The following is an 18,319-nucleotide window of genomic DNA, read 5'->3' on the forward strand; positions in this document are numbered from 1 at the left end:
GAAGATCATTGCTTTGACGGTACCAAATCATGCCTGCTTCAGGACAGGGAGAGCCAGACCGGGCTCATTCACTGGGCCAGGGACAGCAAACGTCAGCGCGTCGGCATCGGCGCCCAGGCGCTGTCGGGTTCTGCCGTTTCGCAGAAACGTTCTGCCGAGCGGCGTGCTTCCTCTGCAACGAGGCGCAGCACGTTCTGGCCGACAGTGGTCTGATAGGTGGCGACGATCGGCATCGGCGGAAAGGGTTTCGTCACATTCATCCGCTCCAGAAGGCCGTCACGCAGTTCACGCGTAATGGCAACGGTCGGCAGGGCTGCAGCACCGAAGCCGCCGATCACGAGATTGATCATGGCGAAGAGTGAATTCGAGCTCGTCAGTTTCGATGCCAGCACGCGTTCGTCCTGAAAATAGGGTGCAACATAGGTATAGGGTGGCGTGCCTTTTGGGAAGGTCACCAGCGGCATTTGCGATAATTCATCAACGCCATAGACCAGGTCGCGCTCGATCGTGGCCGGGGCTGCCGCCCAGACCATCTCGAAATAGCACAGGATAAAGGAGCGGAAAGCATCTCCGATTGCCGGTTCGATGCCGAAGATCAGATCAAGCTCGCCGCGTTGAATACCGGCGACCAGATCCCGGGTTCCTTCAATCGTCACCTCGACGCGCAGTTTCGGCATGGACTGGCGAAGTGCTTCGATGAAATCCGGCAGCCATGTGCCGACGACGCTGTCGATAGCGCCAATGCGGATAATATGAGAGGCCCCTTCTCCGCCGTTCTTCAGCTCGGAGCGAAGGTCGGTCAACTGGTCAAGGACGTCCTGAAAGGTCGAAAGGGCGCGTTCCCCTTCGGCTGTCAGCCGGAATTCACGGTCGCCGCGCTCGATCAGCCGGCAGCCATATTCACGCTCCAGAATGGCCAGCCGGGAGGAAATCGCCGGCTGGGTGGTGTTGAGCTCCTGTGCCGTCCGGCCGAAATGGCGGTTGCGGGCCAGAGAGACAAAGGTGGCCATGTCGATGATGCGCATGGGCATGGTCTAGCAGGCCTCCGGGGCGTTGCCAATCAGGGCGCGAGAGGCCGTTTACAGACCTGCTGTCATGATGTGGCGGACTTGCGTGTAATCGAGCAGCGACTGCATGGAGAGATCCGAACCATAGCCGGAGTTCTTCATGCCGCCATGGGGCATTTCGGTGGCGAAAACACCATGGGTATTGATCCAGGTGACACCATATTCGAGCCGGGCCGCAAGAGACGCAGCACGGGCGGCATCGCGCGACCAGATTGATGAAGCAAGGCCATATTCCGACTGATTGGCAAAGCTGAGTGCGTCTTCGGCGCTGTCGAAGGGCGTAATGGTGATCACCGGTCCGAAGACTTCCTTGTTGACGATTTCGGCATCGGCATTGGCGCGCAAAAGGGTCGGCTCGAAGAAGAAACCATCGAGATCCGGCGCCTTGCCACCAATGACGAGATCGGCGCCGTCAGCCCTGGCGCGATCGACAAAGCCTGCGATCCTGTCGCGATGGGCGGCTGTGATGACGGGCCCGAATTCGGCATCATCGCGCTCCGGCGCGCCATAGACCAGCGTTGCGATCATGGCTTCCAGCCGTGCCGTCAATTCGCTCTCCAGACGGCGGTCAACGAGAATGCGGCAGGCGGCGGTGCAGTCCTGCCCGGCATTGTAGAAGCTTGCCTCGCGCAGTGTTTCGACCAGCACGTCGAGATCGGCATCATCGGCGACGATGACCGGTGCCTTGCCGCCGAGTTCCAGATGGGTGCGCTTGATCATCGGACCGGCCGCCGCCGCCAGAACGGCACGGCCGGTGCGCACATCACCGGTGAGCGAGATCATCCGCACCAGATTATGCGAGATCAGCGCCTGGCCGACATCGGGGCCATTGCCCGCAATCACGTTGACGACGCCCTCAGGCAAGTGACGGGCGAAAATCTCGCAAAGCTTCAGCAGGCTCAGCGGTGTGTGCTCCGAGGGTTTGATGACGATGGTATTGCCTGCGGCCAGCGCCGGGGCCACCTTCCAGGCGGCCATCAGCAGAGGATAGTTCCACGGGGCGATCTGGGCGATCACGCCGATCGGATCGCGCCGCATTGCGCTCGTCATCTTTGCTGAGCGGTAGTTTCCGGCAGCTGATGCCGGCATGGTACGGGCGGCGGCGGCAAAAAAGCGGAACACATCGGCGACATTGGCCAGTTCACCGGCTTTGACATAACGCAGCGGCTTGCCGGCATTGATGGATTCGATTGCGGCCAGCTCGTCATTGCCCTCGATCTCCGCAGCGATGGCGAGAAGTGCCAGCGAACGCTCCTTCGGTGTCGTCAGGCGGAAGGACTGAAAGGCGCGGTGGGCGGCCTGAACCGCCTGATCGACCTGCGTGGGCGAGGCGGAGGCCACCCAGGTCAGCGCCCGGCCGGTCGCCGGTTCATAGGCGGTATCGCTGACACCTTCGCCCTGAATGAAGCGGCCATTGATGAAAAGGCGGGTCTCGAAATTCGTCATGCAACACCCTGGTGCAGGAGAAAACTGGAAAAAGGGGAGGGGATCAGCGATCAAGGACGCGGATACGGTCTGCGTCGATCTGCAGTGTCACGCTGGCCCCTGGTTCAAGAATGATCTCATTGCCGGTCAGAAGTCTGATGGTTTTACCAGCGAGCTCCAGAACGTAACGGTTTCGGGCACCGAGGAAGACGCGGGTTCTGACGGTAGCGGCAAGCCCGTTGCCCTTTGTTGCAAGCGACAGGTCTTCCTGCCGCAGCACCAGCTGCACATCACCTGTCAGCGATGTCGGCGGGATGGCGACGATCTGGCCGTCTGTCAGTTTTGCCGTGCCGTCGGCGCCAAGCCGGGCGGGCAGAATATTGGCGGAGCCGAGAAAGCCTGAGACAAAAGCGGTTGCGGGCTCCGCATAGATTTCGGCGGGCGCGCCCTCCTGCTCCACTGTTCCCGCATTCAACAGCACAACACGGTCGGAAAGGCTCAAGGCCTCTTCCTGGTCATGGGTGACGAAGAGTGTGGTAAGCCCGAGCCGGCGGTGGATTTCGATCAGTTCCACCTGCATGTCCTCGCGCAGCCTGGCATCAAGGTTCGACAGCGGTTCGTCAAGCAGCAGCACTTTCGGATTGGAAACGATGGCGCGGGCGAGCGCGACGCGCTGCTGCTGCCCACCGGAAAGCTGGCGCGGCAAGCGCTCGGAAAGATGGGAAAGCTGCACGGTCTCCAGTGCTGCCTTTACCCTTTCGGCCTGTTCCTCGCGATTGCCGATCCGGCGCATACGTAAGGGGAAACGGACATTTTCGCTGACGGAAAGATGCGGCAGCAGCGCATAGGACTGGAACATCATGGCGATGTCGCGCCTTTCCGGCGGCAGTTGCGTCACATCCTGCCCATCAATGACGATACGCCCGGCGGTGACGCTTTCAAGCCCTGCAACTGAGCGCAGTAGCGTCGTCTTGCCACAGCCGGATGCCCCGAGAAGGCTGACGAATTCACCGGAGGCGAGTTCAAGGGAAATGCCGTGCAGCACTTCGGTCCGGCCATAGGATTTGCGGATATTGTCGAGATGTATATCGGACATTTCAGCTACTCGCGAATTTCTTGATGCCGAGGACGCGGTCAATCACCAGAATCAGCACGACGGTCAGCCCGATCATGATGGTTGATACGGCGGCAACGGAGGGGTCCGGCGAAAACTCGAGCTGGCCGTAGATCTGCACGGGAAGCGTGGTGAGATCCGGCGTGCGCAGGAAGAGCGACAGAACCGCCTCGTCAAAGGAGATGTTGAAGGCGAAGAAGGCGCCGGCGGCAAGCCCTGGCCCGCATTGCGGCAGGACAACGAAGATCAATCGCTGAATACGCCCGGCCCCCATGGTGCGGGCGGCTTCCTCAACGAAGGGATCGGCTTCCGAGAGCACGGCGAGCGTGGTGCGCACCACGTAAGGCAGCGTGATCACCGTGTGGCCGATCCATAGCGTTACAAAGGAGACCGGTCCGAAAGCGGAACTCCAGAACATCAAAAGCCCGATGGCATAGATGATGGTCGGCAGGATCAGCGGCGAGAGAAAGGCGGCGCCGATCAGATCCGATTTCGGCAGCTGACGGCGATGGACGGCAATGGCTGCCGCCCCGCCGATCGTGACGGAGGAGAGCGTGACCATCAGCGCCAGCGCCAGGCTCAAACCGCCTGCGGCAAGATAGGCGCTGGACGACAGGACCTTGTGATACCATTCAAGCGAGAAGCCCTTGGGCGGGAAGGCAATGAACTGGTTCGCCGAAAAGGATGTGCCGATCACCACGACAAGCGGGCCGAGCATGACGAGGACGACAAGGGCGATGAAGATGACAGTGACGATCTTCAGCCAGAGCGGAACGGCCTTAACCATGACGGCCTCCGGTGAGTTTCATATAAGGCAGAAGCGTCAGTGCAATGCCGATGAACAGAATGACTGCCTGGGCGGCAGCGAAGTGCCAGTCCAGTGTTTGCGTCACCGATGTGTAGATCGATGTCGCCAGAACCTGAAGGCGCGGCCCGCCGAGAAGATTGGGCGTGACGAAGGAACTGGCCGAAAGCGTGAAGGCCAGAAGCGAGCCTGCGGCAATCCCGGGCATAGCCAGCGGCAGCACCACATGGCGGAAGGATTGCAGGAAGGAGCAGCCCATGGTGCGGGCCGCCTCTTCAAGGCGGATATCGATGCGTGAAATCACGCCGAGGATTGATAGCGTCATGAAGGGCAGCAGCACTTGCACCATGCCGATGACGATCGCGGTTTCGGTGCGCATCAGGGTGAAATTACGCTTGACGAGGCCGAGCGAATGCAGCGCCGTTGCGATAATGCCGCCGCGCTCGAAAATTACCATCCAGCCAAAGGTGCGGATCACTACGCTGGTCATCAGCGGCAGCAGGATGACGATGATCAGCCATAGCCGGACGCGCGGGCCGGACCGCGCCATGATATAGGCGAGCGGAAAGCCGACCGCCGCCGAGATCACCGTGATGATGAGGGACAGCCGGATGGTTCGCCACAGGACATAGAGATAGAAGGGTTCGCTGAAGAACTGCACGAACCATTGTAGCGTAAAGCCCTCGGGGCCAAAGACCGAGAGGGAAAGCATACGCAGGATCGGCAGCAGAAAGGCGAATGCAAGAAGCAAAAGCCCCGGAGCGACCAGAAGCATGTTCTCGTTGCGGTCGGTAGTCATCCGGGTGTCAAAGTCCTTTTTGAAATCCAGCTGTTATATGTGCTGCCCTGATGCATTTTCCTTTGCCGGGCCTGATCACCATTTACGCCCGGTCCGCCGGTGCGGACAAGCCCGGGTCTGCCGTCAGGAGCGAGCCTGACGGCAGTGGAATACCAGCACTGATGGGGGCGATGCCGGTAATCCTTGACGCTGATTTACTGGGCGATCGCCTTGTTCCACTCGACAACCCAGTCGGCGCGATTGGCTTCGATCTTGGCCGGGTCAAAGCGGATCAGGTCCTTCACGCCATCTTCACCATAAGCGACGTCGGCAGCGACCTCCGGATCAAGCACCGTCTTGGAATTGGTCGGCGTGTAGCGCAGCGCATCGGCAAAGCACTTCTGTGCTTCCGGCGACAATTCCATATCGATGAACTTCAGCGCCAGATCCTGGTTCGGACGGCCGGCGACGAGGTTGGTGGTGATATAACTTGCCGGCGTGCCTTCCTCGCCCTGTTGGAACTTGATCGGCAGATCAGCCTTGCGCAGCGTATAGGCATAGTCGGAGGCATAGGGTGCGATGGTTGCGCCGCCCTGGGCAAAGGCCTGCTGGATTTCCGGCGATTTGGAGACGACATAGGCACCGTTTTCCAGCATCGTCTTGACGGCATCAAGGCCGGGGGTGATGTCATCGAGGCTGCCGCCTGCGACCTGGTTCAGCATCAAAAAGCCGAACAGGCCGTAGGAGTTGGAAATGTCGGTGAGAACCAGACCATCGGCCAGTTCCGGCTTCATCAGATCGGCCCATTTGGTTGGCGCTTCGGAAAGCGCATCGCTGTCATAAAGCATGCCGATGGCGGCGATCTGATAGGCCGGGCCTTCACCCTTTTCCAGCCCCGCCTTGGCGAAGGGATAGAGATCGGCTGCATTGGAAAGCTTGGCCGGATCGATCGGCGACAGCAGGCCTTCGGCCGCACCGACAATTTCCTGGCCGCCGGAGAAGTGGATCACGTCATATTGCGGCGCATCCTTCTGGGCGCGCAGCTGGGCAAAGGCATCCGCCGAATAGGCGGTAATGATCTTCACGTCGGCGCCGGTCTCGGCAGTAAAGGGGTCGATCACGCATTTGCGGTGCGCTTCTTCATAGGCTCCACCAAAGGAATTGATGGTGATTTCCGCAGCCTGGGCCGAGGCGGCGGCTGCGGCCAGAACCGAGGTCGCTGCAAGCAGTTTGGTTACGCGTTTCATGCTATTTCCCTCTCTCTTTTGGTCTTCAGTCCAGTTTCAGGCCAGGTGGCCGAGCTCGACATGCTTCGCGCCCTCAATACGGATCTTGCGGCATTCAGCGGCAATTCCGTCGAGGTTTTCCGTCATTTTTCCGAAATAGGTGCAAGAAATCCAGCCGGTGGGGCCGAAAGTACGTCCGCCCTGTCCGTAGAACATGCCGATTTCCCAGAACTCATCCGGGTCGATCTTGAAGAAATTCTTCGGCTGATAGAACCACAGCAGTTCGCCCGGCTCAGGCAGAACAGTCTGGTTTTCCGGCGGCAGTTTGGTCGGATCGAAATTGCGTGCTTCTTCCGGCAGGCCCATCATGATTTCCGGACCGGAGAAGATGGCGTGGGTTGCCTGCCACTGGATCGGTTTTTCCAGAGCGCCCCAGATGGCCTTGCAGGTTTCCGGCGCGTGATCCCAATAAAGGGAAATTATGCCGGTAACGTCGGATTCGAGAAATTTGAGATAGAGTTTCTTTTCGCTCATGGACTGTTTCCCATTGTTTTGTCGGATCATGAAACCGGATGACTGCGAAAATTGTCCAATCTCAAATTCACATGCGCATATAAAATATTTTTATCATATTCGTGGCACCCTCGATCTGGTCCTTACAGTTAAGAGGGCATCGGCGTGTCAAAGGCGAAATTCATCAGAATTATTTTTCGAAGATGACGGTGAAACTGAAAATTTATTGCTGTCACTTCTGTGATCTGCAGCGCATATAGTTTGGTAAATCGGGAGGGGCCAAAGTGGACCATTCGATTCCCGTTTGAAAAGGCGTATGCGAAGATGCTAACGGCTAAGACAATCTTTCGAATGTGTTGCTTTTGTGCCTGAGGCCTGAAGCCACCCGTTCTCCTTTTGCGCTTCTTGAAAGCGCGCCATCGAAGAGATTGTCATGTCCGTTACCCCTTCCGCTCCGGCGGGCGCCGCGCCTGTCGATGGCGCTTCACAAACTGGAAATCAAAGCGAGCCGATGGTTCGTTTCGATGCCGTCTCGAAAGTGTTTGCCGGTTCTTCGCGTTCCAAACCCGCCTTTACCGCTCTCGACAAGGTCAGCTACAGCGTGCCGCATGGCGCGATTACCGGCATTATCGGCCGGTCGGGCGCCGGCAAGTCGACATTGATCCGGCTTGTCAACGGGCTGGAAAAGCCGTCGGAAGGGACCGTGACCGTCGATGGTACTGTCGTGTCGGCGCTGGATGAGAGGGCGCTGCGCAGTGTGCGCCGGTCGATCGGCATGATCTTCCAGCATTTCAATCTCCTGTCTTCGCGCACCGTCTATGACAATGTGGCGATGCCGCTGGAGATTGCCGGCATGAGCCGCAGCGCCATCAAGGCGCGGATCGAACCTCTCATCGACATGGTCGGGCTCGGCGACATGATGAAACGTTATCCGTCCGAACTTTCAGGCGGCCAGAAGCAGCGCGTCGGTATTGCCCGGGCGCTGGCGACCGAACCGACATTGCTTCTGTCCGATGAGGCGACCTCGGCACTCGATCCCGAAACGACGCAGCAGATCCTCGATCTGTTGAAGCGGATCAATCATGAACTCGGCCTGACGGTGCTTTTGATCACCCATGAAATGGAAGTGGTGAAGGCGGTGACTTCTGAAGTGGCTGTCATGGACAAGGGGCGCATTGTCGAAGCCGGGCGCACCTTTGATGTGTTCACCCGGCCGCAACATGCCGTCACCAAGGTTCTGCTGGCATCGCTGCCCGGTGCTGACCTGCCGAACTGGATCGGCAGACGTGTCCATGCAGCACCCGAGCCCGGTGACAATATGCTTGTCCGCCTGACCTTCTTCGGCGCCACGGCCGACCAGCCGTTGGTGGTGAGGCTTGCAAGCGAACTGGGCGCTCCGGTCAATATCATTGCCGGCACGGTGGATGAAATTGCCGGTGATCCCTATGGCTCGCTGGTGGTCTCCTATTCGGCCGACCCGGCCGTTGTCGCGCGAGCCAACGCCTTCTTTTCTGAAACCGGTCTGCTTGCGGAGGTCATCGGCTATGTCGCCTGATATGCTCGTCAGTCTTCTCCTCAAGGCACTGATCCAGACCATCAATATGGTGGTGGTTTCAGGTGTGATCGGAACCGTGATCGGCCTGCCGATCGGGGTCTTTCTTGCCACCAGCGGCAAGGGGGAACTGTTTCCCGCACCGATCCTCAACAAGATCGTCGGCGTGATCGTCAATGCCGCGCGCTCGACGCCCTTCATCATCCTGGTGGTTGCCATCATTCCGTTCACCCGGCTTGTCGCGGGCACGTCAATCGGCACCAAGGCGGCGATCGTGCCACTGACCGTGGCAACCATTCCCTTTATCGCCCGACTGGTCGAAGCGGCGATCCGCGAGGTTGACAAGGGGCTGGTGGAGGCCGCACGGGCCATGGGCGCCTCGCCATTGCAGATCGTCACCAAGGTGCTGCTTGCCGAAGCGCGTCCGGCGATCACGCTTGCACTGACCCTGACCGTTGTCAGTCTGATCGGCTATTCCGCCATGGTGGGCGCTGTCGGCGGCGGCGGTCTCGGCGATCTTGGTATCCGCTACGGCTATCAGCGTTTCATGCCCGGCGTCATGCTCGCCGTGGTCGTTGTCCTGATCGTGCTTGTCCAGGCGATCCAGAGCGCAGGTGATGCGCTGGCCCGCTCCTTTGACAAGCGTAACCGCAAATCCTGATTTCCTGCCCCTGCGAACGGAGTATTTTCGATGAAGAAACTGATTGCTGCAGCCCTTTTTGCTGCACTCGCCACAGCCGGTATTGCCCATGCAGAAACCAAGAAGGTCGGTGTCACGCCCGGTCCGCATGCGCAAATTCTGGAGAAGGTCAAGGAAGTTGCTGCAACCAAGGGCCTTGATCTCGATGTGATCGAATTTTCGGATTATGTCGTGCCGAACCAGGCGCTGAACGATGGCGATCTCGACGCCAATTCCTTCCAGCATCAGCCCTATCTCGATGCCCAGGTTGCCGATCGCGGCTTTGATATCGTGTCTGTCGCCCAGACCGTCAACTTCCCGATGGCCGGCTATTCGAAGAAGATCACGTCGAAAGACGGCATCCCGGACGGTGCGACGATTGCGCTGCCGAACGATCCTTCGAACGGCGCGCGCGCCCTTCTGATGCTTGAAGATCAGGGCCTGATCACCCTGACCGAAGGCGTTGGCGTCAAGGCAACGGTTGCCGATGTCACAGGCAATCCGCATAATTTCAATTTCGTCGAGCTGGATGCCGCCCAGCTGCCGCGCTCGCTTGATGATGTCGATATCGCGCTGATCACCACCAATTACGCGCTTGATGCTGGCCTCAACCCGGTCAATGACTCGATCTTCCGCGAAGGCACCAAAGCACCCTATGTCGGTATTCTTGCGGTGCGGACCGAAGACAAGGATGCCGACTGGGTCAAGACGCTGGTCGAAAGCTATCACAGCCCGGAAGTGAAGCAGTATGTCAACGACACCTTCAAGGGTGCGATCACGCCGACCTGGTAAGAATAATGCAATTGCGCTCGGGCGATGTCCGGGCGCGAAACGGCAGCCTTTGAGCCGCCACAGACCGAAACCACACACCCATAAATCAATGTCTCAACCTTTCTAAGACGGAGCTAACCGATGAAGAGACTGATTATTGCCGCGGCCTTTGCCGCACTCGCCACCGCTGGTGTCGCCCATGCCGAAACCAAGAAGATCGGCGTGACCCCCGGTCCGCATGCGCAGATCATGGAAAAGGTCAAGGAAATCGCAGCGACCAAGGGGCTCGATCTCGATGTGATCGAGTTTTCGGATTATGTCGTGCCGAACCAGGCGCTGAATGATGGCGATCTCGATGCCAATTCCTTCCAGCATCAGCCCTATCTTGATGCCCAGGTCGCCGATCGCGGCTTTGACATTGTTTCGGTCGCAAAGAACATCAATACGCCGATGTCTGCCTATTCGAAGAAGCTCGCATCGAAGGCTGATATTCCCGATGGTGCCACGATCGCCATTCCGAACGATCCGTCGAATGGCGCGCGCGCGCTTCTGCTTTTGGATGATCAGGGCCTGATCACGCTGAAGGACAATACCAATCTTCAGTCTTCAGTTGCCGATATCGCCGAAAATCCGCACAATTTCAATATCATCGAGCTGGATGCCGCTCAGTTGCCGCGTTCGCTGGATGATGTCGATCTCGCGGTGATCAACACCAATTACGCGTTGGAAGCCGGCCTGAGCCCGGTGGATGACTCGCTGTTTCAGGAGAGCACCAAGGCGCCCTATGTCAACGTGATCGCCGTGCGCACTGAAGACAAGGACGCCGACTGGGTGAAGACGCTGATCGAAAGCTATCACAGCCCGGAAGTGAAGCAGTATGTCAACGACACCTTCAAGGGCGCGGTCGTTCCGGTCTGGTAAGATCGCCTACATAAACAGAACTGAATTGAAAAGCCCCGGACACAGTCTGGGGCTTTTTTATGGCAGATTGAAAAGTGAAGTTGAATTTTCACCGGTAAAATGCAGGATGAAGGCTGAAGCTCAAACGTCGGGGACGGACGAGGGGCATGAAGATTGAAGCTGGATATCATAGCAGTATCGCTACAACGGGGGATGCGTGGCGTAGCGATGTTTTGGTGCGCGGCCTGCCGAGGATCATGGTCAAAGCCCATGTTCTGTACGGGAACGGTGCTGCCTTGTTCAATGGTCTTGGTGAAATTATAGAAGATGTTGGCGACCGGGCGCTTGTTTGTCAGCGGGCCGGCGCTAGCGGTATCAGCCTGCGCCTGCATGACGAGGCGGGCCGCCTGTCGCGTGATGCGGAATTCCGTCGGGCCATTATGATGGAAGTCGGCTACCGGACACCGGGGCTTTATCTGCAGCTGGCGCTGGAAAATATCGGCCACCAGTCCCTTGGCGATCTTGAGACACTGTTGGCGACCTTGCAGCCCGATGCGGTCTCTCTGGCTTTGGCAGACATGGTTTCCTGCGCTGATCTGGGCGCACTCAGCGACTTCTATCATCGTTGCTGGGCGGCAGGTATCGATCTGCAGCATGTGTTACGCGGTGAAGCAGAGGTTTTTCAGCTGGCTGAAATGATTGATGACGGCATCGTGCCTGAGGAAAACCTCAAGGTTCTGATCGAAGTCGAGAGCCAGATATGGGGCGATTTCTCGGCCGTGGAACCCGCCGCGGCCGCTATCCGCCAGCAATTGCCTGATTCTGACTGGGCGCTTGGCGCCCGTGGCCCCGGGGAAAGTGCCTGCCTTTATGCGGCAATGATGCTGGGCGGCAAGGTGCGTATTGACTGCGACGCCTCATTTTCCGGTGCACCCCATGGGCAAGGTCCCGCTCTTCCGGGCGGGCGGATCAACGAACTGGTGCAGATGCTCGGTCTCGACAATGCGGGACGGGCCTGAGCGACGGAGTGAGCCTCATTCCAGGCCGCGCAAGGCGGAAATGGTGGAAGCCAGTCGCGAAATGCCAGCTGCGATGCGGTCTTTCGGGATGGCGGCAAAGCCAAGTCGCAACCGGTTTGTCGGCGCATCATCCTTGAGATAGTGAACATCACCGGCTTCAACGAGGATGCCACGCCGCGCGGCTTCGGCCTGTACGGTCGTCGCGCGCAGATCTTCCGGCAAACGCAGCCAGAGTCCGGAGCCGCCCGTGGTCATGGTCACACTGCATTCCGGCATCTGGCGGTGGATTTCCGACAGGATAAGCCGCCATTTGGCGGAAAGTTCGGCCCGGTGGCGACGGATATGGGCGTCATAATGGCCTTCGGCGAGGAAGATGGCCAGTGCCCGCTGGTCGAGGGCTGAAGGGTGGCGGCAGATCAGCCGCCGCAAAGCGCGCAGATGGCGGATGATCGGTGGTGAGGCGGCAATAAAGCCGAGCCGAAGACCGGGAAAGAGTGGCTTGGTAAGGCTCGATACATGGATGACCCGCCCGCGCTCATCAAGGGCCTTGAGCGCTGGTTTCTGGGCGCCGACAAAATTGAGCTCGTGCTCGTAATCGTCCTCGAGGATGAGAAAATCATGGACCTCGGCGGCAGACAGCAATGACAGGCGGCGCTCCATGCCCATGGTGACATTGGTCGGGCATTGATGGCCGGGCGTGACATAGACGAGATCGGCGCCGGCAAGGGCAGGCGACACTTTCAGGCCATTGCCGTCAATCGGGTGCGGGCGGATCTCGGCGCCGAAACCACGAAAGATATTATGCGCATCGACATAGCCGGGATCTTCCACATCGACCCGTTTTCCGGGGCCGCAAAGGGCCATGGCCGTGGTGAAAAGCGCATTCTGGGCGCCGACTGTGACCAGGATCTCCTCCGGCGTCGCGCGGAAGCCGCGCTGTGGCAGAATGCGGCGAATAATATGTTCGACCAGCATCGGATCGTCGCCATCAACCTGATCGAAAATCCAGGATGGCGTATGTTGCGCCGTACCGGCCAGGCGGATGGCATCGCGCCAACGGCTGACGGATACCTTGTCCGGTATCAGTTGTCCGTAGACGAAGGGAAATTCATAGTCGCGCCAGTTGGTGGCCTTGACGATGCTGACCTGATCGGCGAAGCGGCTGTTGAGCCGTTCGGTCGCATCGAATTCATCTGCGCGGCGCGCCTTGCTTTCAACCCTGATATTGAGCTGTTCGCGCAGCGTGCGCTCATTGATGAAATAGCCGCGACGATTGACCGGCTTCAAGAAGCCGTCCTCGGCCAGACGTTCATAGACAAGTGTGACCGTGTTGCGCGCCACCCCGATCCGCCGGGCCATTACACGGGTTGCCGGCAGCGGCTCGTGCAACGGAAGCGCGCCGGCGAGAATGGCCTCGATCAGGCGTTCCTGAATCTGTTGCTGCAGGCGTTTGCCCGGATCCAGCGGCGTGGTGAAAAACTGTTCGATCATGATTTTCGACGTTATGCGTCCCTGCACGGGCTGGCAATGGAAGCGTTGCCGCACAGAGGCTCGGATTGTTGCGCGGTGAGCGCGACTGGCTCCATAGTTTTCCCCCCGTGGCTCTAAGCCGTCAACCTTCCGCCACATAACATTTTTCCACCATGGGCACGCAGGCGGAAAATGGCATCAAGACCCGCGCCTTCGCGAGCACACAGGCAAAGACCGGGCGAGGGTCGCCCGGCGCTTCAAGACACGACATCGAAGGGGAACAGCATGTCGCATTTCATTACCAAGGCACCGATTGCCCGCCGCTCCTTTCTGAAAGGTTCGGCTGCCGTTGGCGCAGGGCTTGCCATGCCGGCCATCATCTCGTCCAAGGCGCTTGCGTCGTCTGGCGAGATCAACATCATGATGTGGTCGGACTATCTGCCCGAGATCTTTGTCGATGCCTTCGAAAGCTCGACGGGAATCAAGATCAATTTCACCGGCATCGGCTCGAATGAGGAATTGCTCAACAAGCTGAAGGCCACCAATGGCGAAGGCTTCGACATTGTCTCGCCGACCAATAATCGCAATCTGCAATGGCAGCCGGCCGAACTGCTCCAGCCTTTCGATATGAGCCGGGTTCCGATCGATCATGTTCAGGCTTCCATGGCGATCGGCGAAAAATACTGGAACTTCGGTGGTTGCTGCTGGATTCCGCATATCTGGGGCACCGAAGGTATCGGCTGGCGCACCGACCTGTTCACGCCTGCCGGTGAATTCCCGAGCTATTACGATGTCTGGGACGATGCCAATGCTGGCAAGACCATGGGGCGTGGCCATTCGATGATCCTCGGCCTCGGCCTGGCGCTGGAGCGCATGGGCCAGCTGGAGCCGGGTTCCATGTGGGCTGCCTATGAGACACCGGAAAAGATGACCGAGGTCTGGACCAAGGTTACGGATATCGCGATTTCGAAGAAGAAGAACATCAAGATCATCTGGAATGATGCCGATACCCAGAAGGCCGGTCTTCTGAATGAAGGCGTGATCGTCGGCCAGACCTGGGATGGACCGCCGCTGGCGCTGAAGACGGATGGCGAGCCGGTGATGTATCGTGCACCGATCGAAGGTGCGATGGCCTGGATCGATGGCATGGCCATCCCGAAGGGTGCGAAGAATATCGATCAGATCTACGCCTTTATCGAGGCAGCCTACACGCCGGAACTGGCCGGCAAGGCAATTGACTTCCACGGTTACAACTCGCCGGTGATTGGTGCCGCCGATTTTGCCAGCGCCACCTATTCGCAGAACTTCGCCGATGCCTATCCCGGGGATGCGCTGGCCAATCTCAATGCCTGGCCGGCTGAAGCGCCCTGGTATGCCGACATGCGCACCGAGTTCACCAATAAATTCATGAGCGCCTGATTTATCAGGCGTCCATGGTGCGGGCGGCGCGTGGCCGGCAGTCCTTTCAGGCTTGCCGGTACCGGGATCGGGGACGCGTTGCCAATGTCGATTATGTTCGCATGTCTGGATGAAGATCCGGGAGATGCGCGAAGGCGGGGCGTGATGGTGCGAGGGCGTCACGACCCGCCGACCATGATTTTTCAAGGGTTCTCATGAGCAGCAAAGACGTCGTTCTTGATCACGTGTCGATCCGCTTCGGTTCATTCACCGCCGTGGACAATGCCAACCTTCAGATATCGGGCGGCGAGTTCTTCTCCTTCCTTGGGCCATCGGGTTGCGGCAAGACAACACTGCTCAGATGCATATCCGGCTTTGTCGAGCCGACCGAAGGCCGGGTGATGATCGGCGGCAAGAACATGCGCAATATCGGACCCAACAAACGGCCGACCGCGCTGATCTTTCAGAACCTTGCCCTGTTCCCGCTGATGAGTGTCGCCGACAATATAGCCTTTCCGCTGGAAGTGCGCGGCATTTCCAAGCGGGATCGCCGCAAGCGGGCAGACGAGCTGCTGGATATGATTGCCCTGCCGGGGCAGGGCGACAAGAAAGTGCATGAGCTCTCCGGCGGACAGCGTCAGCGCGTTGCCATTGCCCGCGCACTGGCGGTCGAGCCCGATATCCTGCTGCTTGACGAGCCATTGTCAGCGCTGGATCTGAAACTGCGTCAGCATATGCGCAGTGAGCTGCGCGCCATCCAGCAGCGGGTCGGCTTGACCTTCATCTATATCACCCATGACCAGGGCGAGGCACTGACCATGAGTGACCGGGTCGCGGTGATGAATTCCGGTGTCATCGAACAGGTGGCGGCCCCCGAGGCGATCTATAACCGTCCGAAAACCGCCTTTGTCGCCTCCTTCGTAGGCGAAACCAATGCGATCGCCGGAAAGATTGCCAGTCAGACCGGCGATATTGCCATGCTTGAGACGAGCTTCGGCCTTCTGGCAGGCCGTGCGGCCGGTGGCAGGCGTTACAAGCCCGGCGAGGACTGCGTTCTCTTCGTCCGGCCCGAACTGCTGGAACCGGCTGAACCCGGCGTCAGCGAGAACATGATTTCGGCAAAGATCGCCAAGGAGGAATTTGAGGGCTCCAACCGCCATCTCTTCCTTCAGGCCGCCGGGACCGATTTGCGCGTCAGCCGGGTCAATGGCCTCGGTCCGTCGTTGAGCCCGGATGGCAATGGCCAGATCCATGTCTCCTTCAATGCGGCGCGCGCAACCGTGCTGCCAGCGGACGGGGCGTGACATGGAGAAAATGACAGCCGCATGGAATGACTTCTCCTCGCGCCACGGTCTTGGTGTGGCGCTGTTTGTTGGCATCGGCGTGTTTTTCTGGGTCGTATTCCTGATCTTCCTGCCGCAGCTGGCGATGCTGGATTATTCCTTCTCGCATAATCTGGCCGCCAGTGAAGTTGGCGGACCAAATGACACCTTCACGCTCGAAAATTACAGCTATTTCCTGACCGGCAATGATGCCGGCCTCAATACGCTTGATATGGGCATTTTGCTGCGCACCATCATCGCTGCGGTCTTCGTCACCATCATGGACGTGGCGATCTGCTATCCCGTGGCCTTTATCCTCGCCCATTCGGCAACCGGCGTTGCCGCGCGGCTGATGGTTGTCGGTCTGATCGTGCCTTACTGGGTGAACGAAATCCTGCGTGCCTTTGCATTCCGCGTGCTTTTTGGCGCGACCGGTCTCATCAACGGCATCGGCATGACGGCAGGGCTATGGGACCAGCCGATCGACTTTATACGAGCCGATGTGGCGCTCTATTCGGGCCTCACCTATGCTTATGTGCTGCTGATGATCTTCCCGATCTACAACGCCGTCGAAGCACTTGACCGCAACCAGATCGAGGCGGCGCGGGATATGGGGGCGAGCTGGATCCGGGTGCACTGGCGCGTCGTGCTGCCGATTGCCAAACCCGGTATCGCCTCCGGCGCCACCATGGTCTTCATGCTGACGGCCGGTGCGCTGGCCGCCCCGCAGATCCTTGGCGGCCCGTCGAGCCTGTGGTTCACCCAAGTGATCTATCAGTGGTTCAACGAGGCTTCGAACTGGCCGCGCGGGGCGGCCTATGCCGTCATCCTGCTCGGCGTCTGTATCGGCTTCGTCACGCTGATGATGAAGATCTTCAAGGTCTCGGTCGCGGAGATTGGCCGATGAACCGGGGGACAGGCGGCGGCCTTTTCGCAACGCTTTATTCGCTTCTCTTTTTCGCTTTCCTGTTCGGGCCGCTGGTGATTATGGTGGTCACGGCGTTCAACTCGTCATCCTTTCCGCGCATTGTCCCCTGGGAATGCTTCACCACCAACTGGTTCGATGTGCTGTTTGCCAATGACCGGCTGATGAGCGGGCTTTTGACCAGTGCCGTCATCGGTTTCGGCGTCGTCGTGATTGCCGTGCCGCTGGGCCTTGCAGGCGCCATTGCCCTTTCCGAGGTCAGCCCGCGGCTGCGCTCGACGCTTTATACGGTGCTGATTGTGCCGATCCTGATCCCCGGCGTGGTTCTTGGTATTTCGACCATCGTTTTTTGGGGTGCGCTTGGCCGCTTCTTCGGTGCGTCGTATGATTCGCTGTTCTTCAACGGGATTTTCCTGACGCTTGCCGGTCAGGTGACCTTCATTGCAGCCTATGCCATGCTGGTATTCATTGCCCGCCTGCAACGCTTCGACCCGACGCTGACCGAGGCGGCCCTTGATCTCGGCGCCACGCCCGGACAGGCCTTCCGCAAGATCCTGCTGCCGTTTCTGGGACCTGCGATCGGGTCGGCCGCCTTCCTGACACTGCTGGCCTCGTTTGAGAACTACAACACCACGGTCTTCACCATCCTGTCGGGCAATACCTTCACGACGGCACTGGCCTCGAAGGTTCGGCTCGGAACCGATCCGTCGCTCTCGGCGTTGGCCGTGATCATCATTTCGATCACGCTGATCGGCGCGATCGTGCACGAAGCCTACGCGCGGCGGCGCACGCTGATCCTGTCTGGCAAGGCGGAAAAATCGCGTGCCTATGCCAATCCGGTGTTGCGCGCGCTCACCCATCCGGCCGGTGTCTTCGCACTGCTTGCGCTTTTTGCCGGATTGCTCTTCTTCTCCGGCAGCCGCTATGATTCCTCCGTCTGCGAGCAGAAGGTCATCGAGGACAAGCGGGCGCGTCAGCAGCAGCTGATGGAAGAACAGCGCGCCCGTACCAAGGCGCTTGAGCAGCAACGTTTGAATGAGCAGGCTGCGCCTGCGGCCCCTGCTGCCGGCGGCAGCGGCTCTGCCTTTGGCGGTGCTTTCAGTTCCGGCACACTGGCGCCTGATGCTGCCAAACCTGCCCCGTCGCCCGCAAGCCCGTCACCTTTTGGCGGCGCATTCAATCCCGGGGCGCTGAGCCCCGGCAAGGCGGACTGAAACCGAGCCGAGCGGCGCTCGTCCTATGACGAGCCTTGCTTCTTCGTGAATTAGAGTATCCGTTTTGATCAAGCAGCATTTTGCGCCCATTTTCGCTCATCGCGGATGAGTACATTTGCGCGTTCGATAAGCTTTCGCATG

At 59.2% G+C, this 18,319-nt stretch carries 17 protein-coding genes; 9 read left to right on the forward strand and 8 right to left on the reverse strand.

The genetic code is table 11. The features are described from left to right. Positions 1-92: 92 nt before the first annotated feature. The 7 genes from FJU08_RS15425 to FJU08_RS15455 all read right to left on the reverse strand — a co-directional run bounded on the left by FJU08_RS15425 (position 93) and on the right by FJU08_RS15455 (position 6,949). Positions 93-1,031, reverse strand: a complete 939-nt coding sequence (locus tag FJU08_RS15425; protein WP_141149912.1) for a LysR family transcriptional regulator — start codon at positions 1,029-1,031, stop codon at positions 93-95. Between the two features lie 48 nt (positions 1,032-1,079). Then, on the reverse strand, positions 1,080-2,513 hold the full coding sequence (locus FJU08_RS15430; RefSeq protein ID WP_141149913.1) for an aminobutyraldehyde dehydrogenase: 1,434 nt from the start codon (positions 2,511-2,513) through the stop codon (positions 1,080-1,082). Positions 2,514-2,556: 43 nt separating this feature from the next. Next, the gene (locus tag FJU08_RS15435) at positions 2,557-3,588 is read right to left on the reverse strand and encodes an ABC transporter ATP-binding protein (protein ID WP_141149914.1); all 1,032 of its coding nucleotides are present in this window, start codon (positions 3,586-3,588) and stop codon (positions 2,557-2,559) included. Between the two features lies 1 nt (position 3,589). Next, positions 3,590-4,393: an ABC transporter permease gene (locus FJU08_RS15440; protein WP_141149915.1), complete on the reverse strand. Its 804-nt coding sequence runs from the start codon at positions 4,391-4,393 to the stop codon at positions 3,590-3,592. Next, the gene (locus FJU08_RS15445) at positions 4,386-5,210 is read right to left on the reverse strand and encodes an ABC transporter permease (protein ID WP_141149916.1); all 825 of its coding nucleotides are present in this window, start codon (positions 5,208-5,210) and stop codon (positions 4,386-4,388) included. The genes FJU08_RS15440 and FJU08_RS15445 overlap by 8 nt, the downstream gene beginning before the upstream one ends. A gap of 194 nt (positions 5,211-5,404) precedes the next feature. Further along, on the reverse strand, positions 5,405-6,436 hold the full coding sequence (locus tag FJU08_RS15450) for an ABC transporter substrate-binding protein (protein ID WP_141149917.1): 1,032 nt from the start codon (positions 6,434-6,436) through the stop codon (positions 5,405-5,407). A gap of 36 nt (positions 6,437-6,472) precedes the next feature. Further along, on the reverse strand, positions 6,473-6,949 hold the full coding sequence (locus tag FJU08_RS15455; protein ID WP_141149918.1) for a DUF3830 family protein: 477 nt from the start codon (positions 6,947-6,949) through the stop codon (positions 6,473-6,475). A gap of 490 nt (positions 6,950-7,439) precedes the next feature. Between FJU08_RS15455 and FJU08_RS15460 the strand changes: the two genes are divergently transcribed. The 5 genes from FJU08_RS15460 (at position 7,440) to FJU08_RS15480 (ending at position 11,849) form a co-directional block, all read left to right on the forward strand. Then, positions 7,440-8,483 (forward strand): methionine ABC transporter ATP-binding protein, encoded by a 1,044-nt coding sequence (locus tag FJU08_RS15460; RefSeq protein ID WP_141149942.1) that lies wholly within the window; start codon positions 7,440-7,442, stop codon positions 8,481-8,483. After that, on the forward strand, positions 8,473-9,141 hold the full coding sequence (locus FJU08_RS15465; protein ID WP_141149919.1) for a methionine ABC transporter permease: 669 nt from the start codon (positions 8,473-8,475) through the stop codon (positions 9,139-9,141). The genes FJU08_RS15460 and FJU08_RS15465 overlap by 11 nt, the downstream gene beginning before the upstream one ends. Positions 9,142-9,171: 30 nt before the next feature. Next, entirely contained in the window at positions 9,172-9,951 is a 780-nt protein-coding gene (locus FJU08_RS15470) for a MetQ/NlpA family ABC transporter substrate-binding protein (RefSeq protein WP_141149920.1), read from the forward strand. Between the two features lie 120 nt (positions 9,952-10,071). After that, positions 10,072-10,851 carry a MetQ/NlpA family ABC transporter substrate-binding protein gene (locus FJU08_RS15475; RefSeq protein ID WP_141149921.1) on the forward strand — a complete coding sequence of 260 codons (780 nt, stop codon included), beginning with the start codon at positions 10,072-10,074 and terminating at the stop codon, positions 10,849-10,851. 146 nt (positions 10,852-10,997) lie between these two features. Then, positions 10,998-11,849: a 3-keto-5-aminohexanoate cleavage protein gene (locus tag FJU08_RS15480; RefSeq protein ID WP_141149922.1), complete on the forward strand. Its 852-nt coding sequence runs from the start codon at positions 10,998-11,000 to the stop codon at positions 11,847-11,849. A 15-nt stretch (positions 11,850-11,864) separates the two neighbouring features. Here the strand turns inward: FJU08_RS15480 and FJU08_RS15485 are convergent, their stop codons facing one another. Continuing rightward, positions 11,865-13,340 carry an aminotransferase-like domain-containing protein gene (locus FJU08_RS15485; RefSeq protein ID WP_141149923.1) on the reverse strand — a complete coding sequence of 492 codons (1,476 nt, stop codon included), beginning with the start codon at positions 13,338-13,340 and terminating at the stop codon, positions 11,865-11,867. 264 nt (positions 13,341-13,604) lie between these two features. On the opposite strand from FJU08_RS15485, the gene FJU08_RS15490 reads away from it, so the two are divergent. From FJU08_RS15490 to FJU08_RS15505, 4 genes are all read left to right on the forward strand, one after another. Further along, positions 13,605-14,738: a substrate-binding domain-containing protein gene (locus tag FJU08_RS15490; RefSeq protein ID WP_141149924.1), complete on the forward strand. Its 1,134-nt coding sequence runs from the start codon at positions 13,605-13,607 to the stop codon at positions 14,736-14,738. Between the two features lie 194 nt (positions 14,739-14,932). Further along, positions 14,933-16,021, forward strand: coding sequence for an ABC transporter ATP-binding protein (locus tag FJU08_RS15495; RefSeq protein WP_141149925.1), 1,089 nt, complete (start codon positions 14,933-14,935; stop codon positions 16,019-16,021). A 1-nt stretch (position 16,022) separates the two neighbouring features. Beyond that, positions 16,023-16,946: an ABC transporter permease gene (locus tag FJU08_RS15500; RefSeq protein ID WP_210245246.1), complete on the forward strand. Its 924-nt coding sequence runs from the start codon at positions 16,023-16,025 to the stop codon at positions 16,944-16,946. After that, the gene (locus tag FJU08_RS15505; protein WP_141149926.1) at positions 16,943-18,178 is read left to right on the forward strand and encodes an ABC transporter permease; all 1,236 of its coding nucleotides are present in this window, start codon (positions 16,943-16,945) and stop codon (positions 18,176-18,178) included. Before FJU08_RS15500 ends, FJU08_RS15505 begins: the two co-directional genes overlap by 4 nt. Positions 18,179-18,319: the final 141 nt, after the last annotated feature.

Source organism: Martelella alba (assembly GCF_006516955.1).
GTDB lineage: Bacteria > Pseudomonadota > Alphaproteobacteria > Rhizobiales > Rhizobiaceae > Martelella > Martelella alba.

Coding starts and splice junctions, on each gene's coding strand:
- FJU08_RS15445 (WP_141149916.1), bottom strand. CDS start 5,210: ATGACTACCGACCGCAACGAGAACATGCTTCTGGTCGCTCCGGGGCTT.
- FJU08_RS15450 (WP_141149917.1), bottom strand. CDS start 6,436: ATGAAACGCGTAACCAAACTGCTTGCAGCGACCTCGGTTCTGGCCGCA.
- FJU08_RS15495 (WP_141149925.1), top strand. CDS start 14,933: ATGAGCAGCAAAGACGTCGTTCTTGATCACGTGTCGATCCGCTTCGGT.
- FJU08_RS15485 (WP_141149923.1), bottom strand. CDS start 13,340: ATGATCGAACAGTTTTTCACCACGCCGCTGGATCCGGGCAAACGCCTG.
- FJU08_RS15435 (WP_141149914.1), bottom strand. CDS start 3,588: ATGTCCGATATACATCTCGACAATATCCGCAAATCCTATGGCCGGACC.
- FJU08_RS15500 (WP_210245246.1), top strand. CDS start 16,023: ATGGAGAAAATGACAGCCGCATGGAATGACTTCTCCTCGCGCCACGGT.
- FJU08_RS15505 (WP_141149926.1), top strand. CDS start 16,943: ATGAACCGGGGGACAGGCGGCGGCCTTTTCGCAACGCTTTATTCGCTT.
- FJU08_RS15430 (WP_141149913.1), bottom strand. CDS start 2,513: ATGACGAATTTCGAGACCCGCCTTTTCATCAATGGCCGCTTCATTCAG.
- FJU08_RS15475 (WP_141149921.1), top strand. CDS start 10,072: ATGAAGAGACTGATTATTGCCGCGGCCTTTGCCGCACTCGCCACCGCT.
- FJU08_RS15460 (WP_141149942.1), top strand. CDS start 7,440: ATGGTTCGTTTCGATGCCGTCTCGAAAGTGTTTGCCGGTTCTTCGCGT.
- FJU08_RS15490 (WP_141149924.1), top strand. CDS start 13,605: ATGTCGCATTTCATTACCAAGGCACCGATTGCCCGCCGCTCCTTTCTG.
- FJU08_RS15480 (WP_141149922.1), top strand. CDS start 10,998: ATGAAGATTGAAGCTGGATATCATAGCAGTATCGCTACAACGGGGGAT.
- FJU08_RS15465 (WP_141149919.1), top strand. CDS start 8,473: ATGTCGCCTGATATGCTCGTCAGTCTTCTCCTCAAGGCACTGATCCAG.
- FJU08_RS15440 (WP_141149915.1), bottom strand. CDS start 4,393: ATGGTTAAGGCCGTTCCGCTCTGGCTGAAGATCGTCACTGTCATCTTC.
- FJU08_RS15455 (WP_141149918.1), bottom strand. CDS start 6,949: ATGAGCGAAAAGAAACTCTATCTCAAATTTCTCGAATCCGACGTTACC.
- FJU08_RS15425 (WP_141149912.1), bottom strand. CDS start 1,031: ATGCCCATGCGCATCATCGACATGGCCACCTTTGTCTCTCTGGCCCGC.
- FJU08_RS15470 (WP_141149920.1), top strand. CDS start 9,172: ATGAAGAAACTGATTGCTGCAGCCCTTTTTGCTGCACTCGCCACAGCC.